We start from the raw sequence: 5,699 nt of genomic DNA on the forward strand, positions 1-5,699 counted from the left end.
TGAAACTGGTACGTGATGAGCTGGGCGCCGATGCCGCGATTATTGGTAACCGTCGTATTGCCGGCGGTGTCGAGCTGACGGCTGCCCTGGATTACACCCCGTCGGCGCTGGCCCCGCGCGTGCCGAACATGGAACTCGAAGACGAACTGCGCAAGACCGCCTCGCGCATTGTGTCGGCCCAAGCTGAACTGAGCATGCGTGGCGACAGCGATGCCACCACCAATCGCCAGCTGTTCGCCGGCCTGCCGCTGACCGCCGCCGAGCCATTGGTTGAGCCCACTTTCAAAGAACCGCCACGTCCTGCTGCGCCTGCTCCGGCAGCTGCCGTCGATCAGCGTGTGTTTGATTCGATGCGGTTTGAACTCAACGGCCTGCGTGAACTGCTCGAAGTGCAGTTGGGCTCGCTGGCATGGAACCAGTTGCAAGGCAGCAAGCCACACCAAGCCAACCTGTGGCGTCGCCTGCAACGCATCGGCCTGTCCGGCCCGTTGTCGCGCGACCTGTTGGCGCTCACCGCTGAAGTCGAAGAGCCTCGTCAGGCCTGGCGCATGTTGCTGGCCCATTTGGCACGCATGATCGCCACGCCGGAAATCGAACCCCTTGAAGAGGGCGGTGTGATCGCCATGGTCGGCCCTGCCGGCATGGGCAAGACCACCACCCTGGCCAAGCTGGCCGCCCGCTACGTGCTTAAATACGGCGCGCAGAATATCGCGCTGGTGAGCATGGACAGCTACCGCATCGGTGCTCAGGAACAGCTCAAGACCCTGGGCCGTATCCTCAACGTGCCGGTGACCCATGTCGACCCGGGCCAGTCCCTGGCCAACGCCCTCGACCCGCTGCTGCGCAAACGCGTGGTGCTGATCGACACCGCCGGCCTGCAGGCCAGCGACCCGGCGTTGCGCATGCAACTGGAAAGCCTGGCCGGGCGTGGGATCAAATCGAAAAATTACCTGGTGCTTGCAACCACCAGCCAGAAACAGGTTCTTACCGCTGCCTACCACAGCTATAAACGCTGCGGCCTGGCCGGTTGCATCCTGACCAAGCTCGACGAAACGGCGAGCCTGGGCGAGGTGTTGAGCCTGGCAATCAGTCATGAATTACCGGTCGCGTACCTGACCGACGGGCCGCGGATCCCGGATGATTTGCATCTGCCGCGCCGTCATCAGTTGGTCAGCCGTGCCGTCAGTGTGCAAATGCAAGAAGAGCCTAGCGAGGAAGCGATGGCTGACATGTTCGCTGACCTTTACCACAACCCGGCAAAACGGGTCGGTTGAGGGCAGTGAGCACCGTGAAAAGTATCTACATCGATGGTCTGCAAGCGATTCACGCGGCCAAGCCATGTAGCCTGCGTCTAAGCAAGACAAGGTAAAGAAATAAAATGGGCAGCATGCATCCCGTACAGGTGATCGCGGTGACCGGCGGCAAAGGTGGCGTCGGGAAAACTAACGTGTCAGTGAATTTGTCCCTGGCCCTGGCAGAGCTTGGCCGTCGCGTCATGCTGCTGGATGCTGACCTGGGCCTGGCGAACGTCGACGTTCTGCTGGGGCTGACACCCAAACACACCCTGGCCGATGTGATCGAAGGCCGTTGCGAGCTGCGCGATGTGCTGCTGCAAGGCCCTGGCGGCATTCGCATCGTGCCGGCGGCGTCGGGCACCCAGAGCATGGTGCACCTGAGCCCGGCGCAGCATGCCGGCCTGATCCAGGCGTTCAGCGATATCGGCGACAACCTCGACGTGCTGGTGATCGACACCGCCGCCGGGATCGGCGAATCCGTGGTCAGCTTCGTGCGCGCGGCGCAAGAAGTGCTGCTGGTGGTCTGCGACGAACCCACCTCGATCACCGACGCCTACGCCCTGATCAAACTGCTTAACCGTGACTACGGCATGAACCGCTTCCGCGTCCTGGCCAACATGGCCCAGAGCCCGCAGGAAGGGCGCAACCTGTTCGCCAAGTTGACCAAGGTCACGGACCGCTTCCTTGATGTCGCCTTACAATACGTCGGCGCAGTGCCTTACGACGAGTGTGTGCGCAAGGCTGTGCAAAAGCAGCGCGCAGTCTATGAAGCGTTCCCTCGTTCCAAATGCGCACTGGCGTTCAAGGCCATTGCCCAGAAGGTTGATACCTGGCCGTTGCCTGCCAACCCGCGGGGGCATCTGGAGTTTTTCGTTGAGCGTTTGGTGCATCAGACGAGCGCAGGACCGGTGCTATGACATCCAGCGGCTACAACCTTTACAAAAAGTCGGCACGTGACAGTCAAGGCGAATTGATCGAGCGCTATGCGCCTCTGGTCAAGCGCATTGCCTACCACTTGCTGGCCCGCCTGCCCGCCAGCGTGCAGGTGGAAGACCTGATCCAGGCCGGCATGATCGGCCTGCTCGAAGTGTCGACCAAATACGACGCGAGCAAGGGTGCGAGTTTCGAGACGTATGCGGGCATCCGTATCCGTGGCGCGATGCTCGATGAAGTGCGTAAAGGGGATTGGGCGCCGCGTTCGGTACACCGCAACACGCGAATGGTCAGTGACGCAATTCGCGCAATTGAAGCAAAAACCGGTCGTGACGCTAAAGATCATGAAGTTGCGGCCGAACTCCAATTGAGTCTCGACGATTACTACGGGATTTTGAACGATACCTTGGGCAGCCGCCTGTTCAGTTTCGACGACCTGTTGCAGGACGGCGAACACGAAGGGCTGCACGAGGACGGCGCGAGTGCACATCTCGAACCGTCGCGCGACCTGGAAGACGAACGTTTCCAGGGTGCGTTGGCGGACGCGATCGCCAATTTGCCGGAGCGTGAGCGACTGGTATTGGCGCTGTACTACGACGAGGAGCTGAACCTCAAGGAAATCGGTGAGGTCCTGGGGGTCAGCGAATCGCGCGTCAGCCAGTTGCATAGCCAGTGCGCAGCTCGCTTGCGGGGGCGATTGGGAGAGTGGCGCGCGCGCTGACAGGCAGTGTGGGGACACTGCAGACGATACCGCGAAGGTTAACGCCTTTGCGGGCTGGCTCCGTGGTGCCCCGGCAGTCCTTTTTGTGTAACGCCTGTTGATTGAAATGGCGCGTCCAGGTGCTGGGCGCGTTTAAGACTGCTTGGAGGTCGAATTGGACAAGAACATGAAAATCCTCATCGTTGATGACTTCTCAACGATGCGGCGGATCATAAAAAATCTGTTGCGTGACCTTGGGTTCACCAACACGGTCGAGGCGGATGACGGCATTACGGCGATTCCGATCCTCAACAGCGGGAGCATCGACTTTCTGGTAACCGACTGGAACATGCCGGGCATGACCGGCATCGATCTGCTGCGCCATGTGCGCGCGGATGAAAAACTGCGTAGCCTGCCTGTGTTGATGGTGACCGCCGAAGCCAAGCGTGAGCAGATCATCGAAGCCGCCCAAGCCGGGGTCAACGGTTACGTGGTCAAGCCATTCACTGCACTGGCCTTGAAAGAGAAGATCGAAAAAATCTTCGAACGCATCGGTCATTGATGCTGCCACGGGGGAGCTATGGAGCATAAAGAAACGTCACAGGGAGACTTTGAGTCGACCCTGAAAAAGCATGCTCACCAGTTGGTCGACAGCCTTGAAAAAGGCCAGTTCGGCGACGCGGTGCAGTTAATCCATGAGCTTAACCAGACCCGTGACCGCGGCCTGTACCAGGAAGTGGGCAAGCTCACACGCGAGCTGCACAGTGCGATCGTCAATTTTCAGATTGACCCGCACATGCCCCAGGCCGAAGAAATTTCGCAAATCACCGACGCTACCGAACGCCTGTCCTATGTGGTCAGGCTGACTGAAGCGGCGGCCAACCGCACCATGGACCTGGTCGAAAACGCCACGCCATTGGTCAACGGCATGGCCAACGAAGCCCAGGCCCTCAGCGTTGACTGGGGCCGCTTCATGCGTCGGGAAGTGGGTGCTGAAGAGTTTCGTGAATTGGCGCGTCGGGTCGAAGGTTTCCTTTCGCGCAGCGAGCAGGAAAACCGCACGGTGGCCAGCAACCTCAACGACATTCTGCTGGCCCAGGATTACCAGGACCTCACCGGTCAGGTGATCAAGCGCGTGACCCAACTGGTCACCGAAGTGGAAAGCAATTTGCTCAAATTGGTGCTCATGGCAGGCCAGGTTGACCGTTTTGCCGGCATCGAACATGACCGCGAAGCGATCCTCTCGGAAAAAGATCCACAAAAACATCTCGCCAAGGGTGAAGGTCCGCAGATTCATGCCGATAAACGTGAAGACGTTATGTCAGGTCAGGATGACGTAGATGACCTGTTATCCAGTTTAGGCTTCTAAGGAGCACCCACATGAGCTTCGGCGCCGATGAAGAAATCCTTCAGGATTTCCTTGTAGAGGCCGGCGAAATTTTAGAGCAACTGTCCGAACAACTGGTCGAGCTGGAAAGCCGACCGGATGATGCGAACCTGCTCAATGCAATTTTTCGCGGTTTTCACACTGTAAAAGGGGGCGCCGGCTTCCTCCAGCTCCATGAGCTGGTGGAGTGCTGTCACATCGCCGAGAACGTGTTCGACATCCTGCGCAAGGGTGAGCGGCACGTCGACTCGGAACTGATGGACGTGATTCTCGAAGCACTGGATGCGGTCAACGGCATGTTCAGCGAAGTGCGCGAACGTGCCCCGATCACGGCGGCCACCCCGGAACTGCTGGCTGCCCTGGCGCGCCTGGCAGAGCCTGCTGACACCTCGGTGGCGCTGGCCGTGGAAGCCGCACCGGTGGCCGAGCCTGAAGCGGACGTGACGGACAGCGAGTTCGAGCAGTTGCTCAACTCCCTCAATGCGGTGAAGGCTGAGGCAGAAGCGCCGAAAGCGGTCGCTGCGCCTGCTGCGCCGACCAGCGAAGACATCACCGACGCCGAGTTCGAATCGCTGCTTGATCAGTTGCACGGCAAAGGCCAGTTCGCCGCCGATGCGGTGGCACCTGCCGCCGCGCCGCCAGCGCCAGCGGCACCCGTCAACACCGACATTACCGACGACGAATTCGAAGCATTGCTCGACCAACTGCATGGCAAAGGCTCGTTTGTGGCCGAAGCCCTGCCGCAAGTCGCAGCGACCGCCGCAGCGCCGGCCGCCAAGGCTGAACCTGCTGGTGACGGGCTGATTTCCGATCACGAATTCGAAGCCCTGCTGGACGAATTGCACGGCAAAGGCAAGTTCACCGAAGTGGCCCCGGCCGCCGCGGCGACCGCCACCCCGGTGGCGGCCAAGCCCGCACCCGCCAAAGCCGCCGCGCCTGTCGTCGCCAAACCCGCTCCAGCCCCTGCAGCTGCCCCGGCGCCTGCACGTGCCGCCGCGGCGCCGGTTGCCGAGAAGCCTGCCAGTGAAGCCGAAACCACCGTGCGGGTTGATACCGCGCGCCTGGACGACATCATGAACATGGTCGGCGAATTGGTACTGGTGCGTAACCGCCTGGTGCGCCTGGGCCTGAACAGTGGCGACGAGGCCATGCAAAAGGCTGTGTCGAACCTTGACGTGGTCACTGCCGACCTGCAAACCGCCGTGATGAAAACGCGGATGCAGCCGATCAAGAAAGTCTTCGGCCGCTTCCCGCGCCTGGTTCGCGACCTGGCCCGCCAGCTCAAGAAAGAAATCAACCTGGAACTGGTGGGTGAAGAAACCGACCTCGACAAGAACCTTGTCGAGGCCCTGGCCGACCCGCTGGTCCACTTGGTGCGCAACGC

The 5,699-nt window shown here is 60.6% G+C and carries 6 protein-coding genes; all 6 read left to right on the forward strand.

Annotation, left to right across the window (positions count from 1 at the left end; all coding sequences use genetic code 11):
- Positions 1-1,274 (forward strand): flagellar biosynthesis protein FlhF (gene flhF, locus WBB95_RS20935; RefSeq protein WP_424489314.1); only part of this gene is annotated, 1,274 nt, incomplete at its 5' end.
- A 104-nt stretch (positions 1,275-1,378) separates the two neighbouring features.
- The gene (fleN, locus tag WBB95_RS20940; protein ID WP_003192912.1) at positions 1,379-2,212 is read left to right on the forward strand and encodes a flagellar synthesis regulator FleN; all 834 of its coding nucleotides are present in this window, start codon (positions 1,379-1,381) and stop codon (positions 2,210-2,212) included.
- Complete coding sequence (fliA, locus tag WBB95_RS20945; RefSeq protein WP_065909829.1) at positions 2,209-2,949, forward strand: RNA polymerase sigma factor FliA; 741 nt, start codon at positions 2,209-2,211, stop codon at positions 2,947-2,949. The genes fleN and fliA overlap by 4 nt, the downstream gene beginning before the upstream one ends.
- A gap of 166 nt (positions 2,950-3,115) precedes the next feature.
- Positions 3,116-3,490 carry a chemotaxis response regulator CheY gene (locus tag WBB95_RS20950; protein ID WP_005790040.1) on the forward strand — a complete coding sequence of 125 codons (375 nt, stop codon included), beginning with the start codon at positions 3,116-3,118 and terminating at the stop codon, positions 3,488-3,490.
- A gap of 18 nt (positions 3,491-3,508) precedes the next feature.
- Positions 3,509-4,297, forward strand: a complete 789-nt coding sequence (locus WBB95_RS20955) for a protein phosphatase CheZ (protein ID WP_424489315.1) — start codon at positions 3,509-3,511, stop codon at positions 4,295-4,297.
- Between the two features lie 11 nt (positions 4,298-4,308).
- Positions 4,309-5,699 (forward strand): Hpt domain-containing protein (locus tag WBB95_RS20960; protein ID WP_424489316.1); only part of this gene is annotated, 1,391 nt, incomplete at its 3' end.

This window comes from Pseudomonas sp. (genome assembly GCF_049645325.1).
GTDB lineage: Bacteria > Pseudomonadota > Gammaproteobacteria > Pseudomonadales > Pseudomonadaceae > Aquipseudomonas.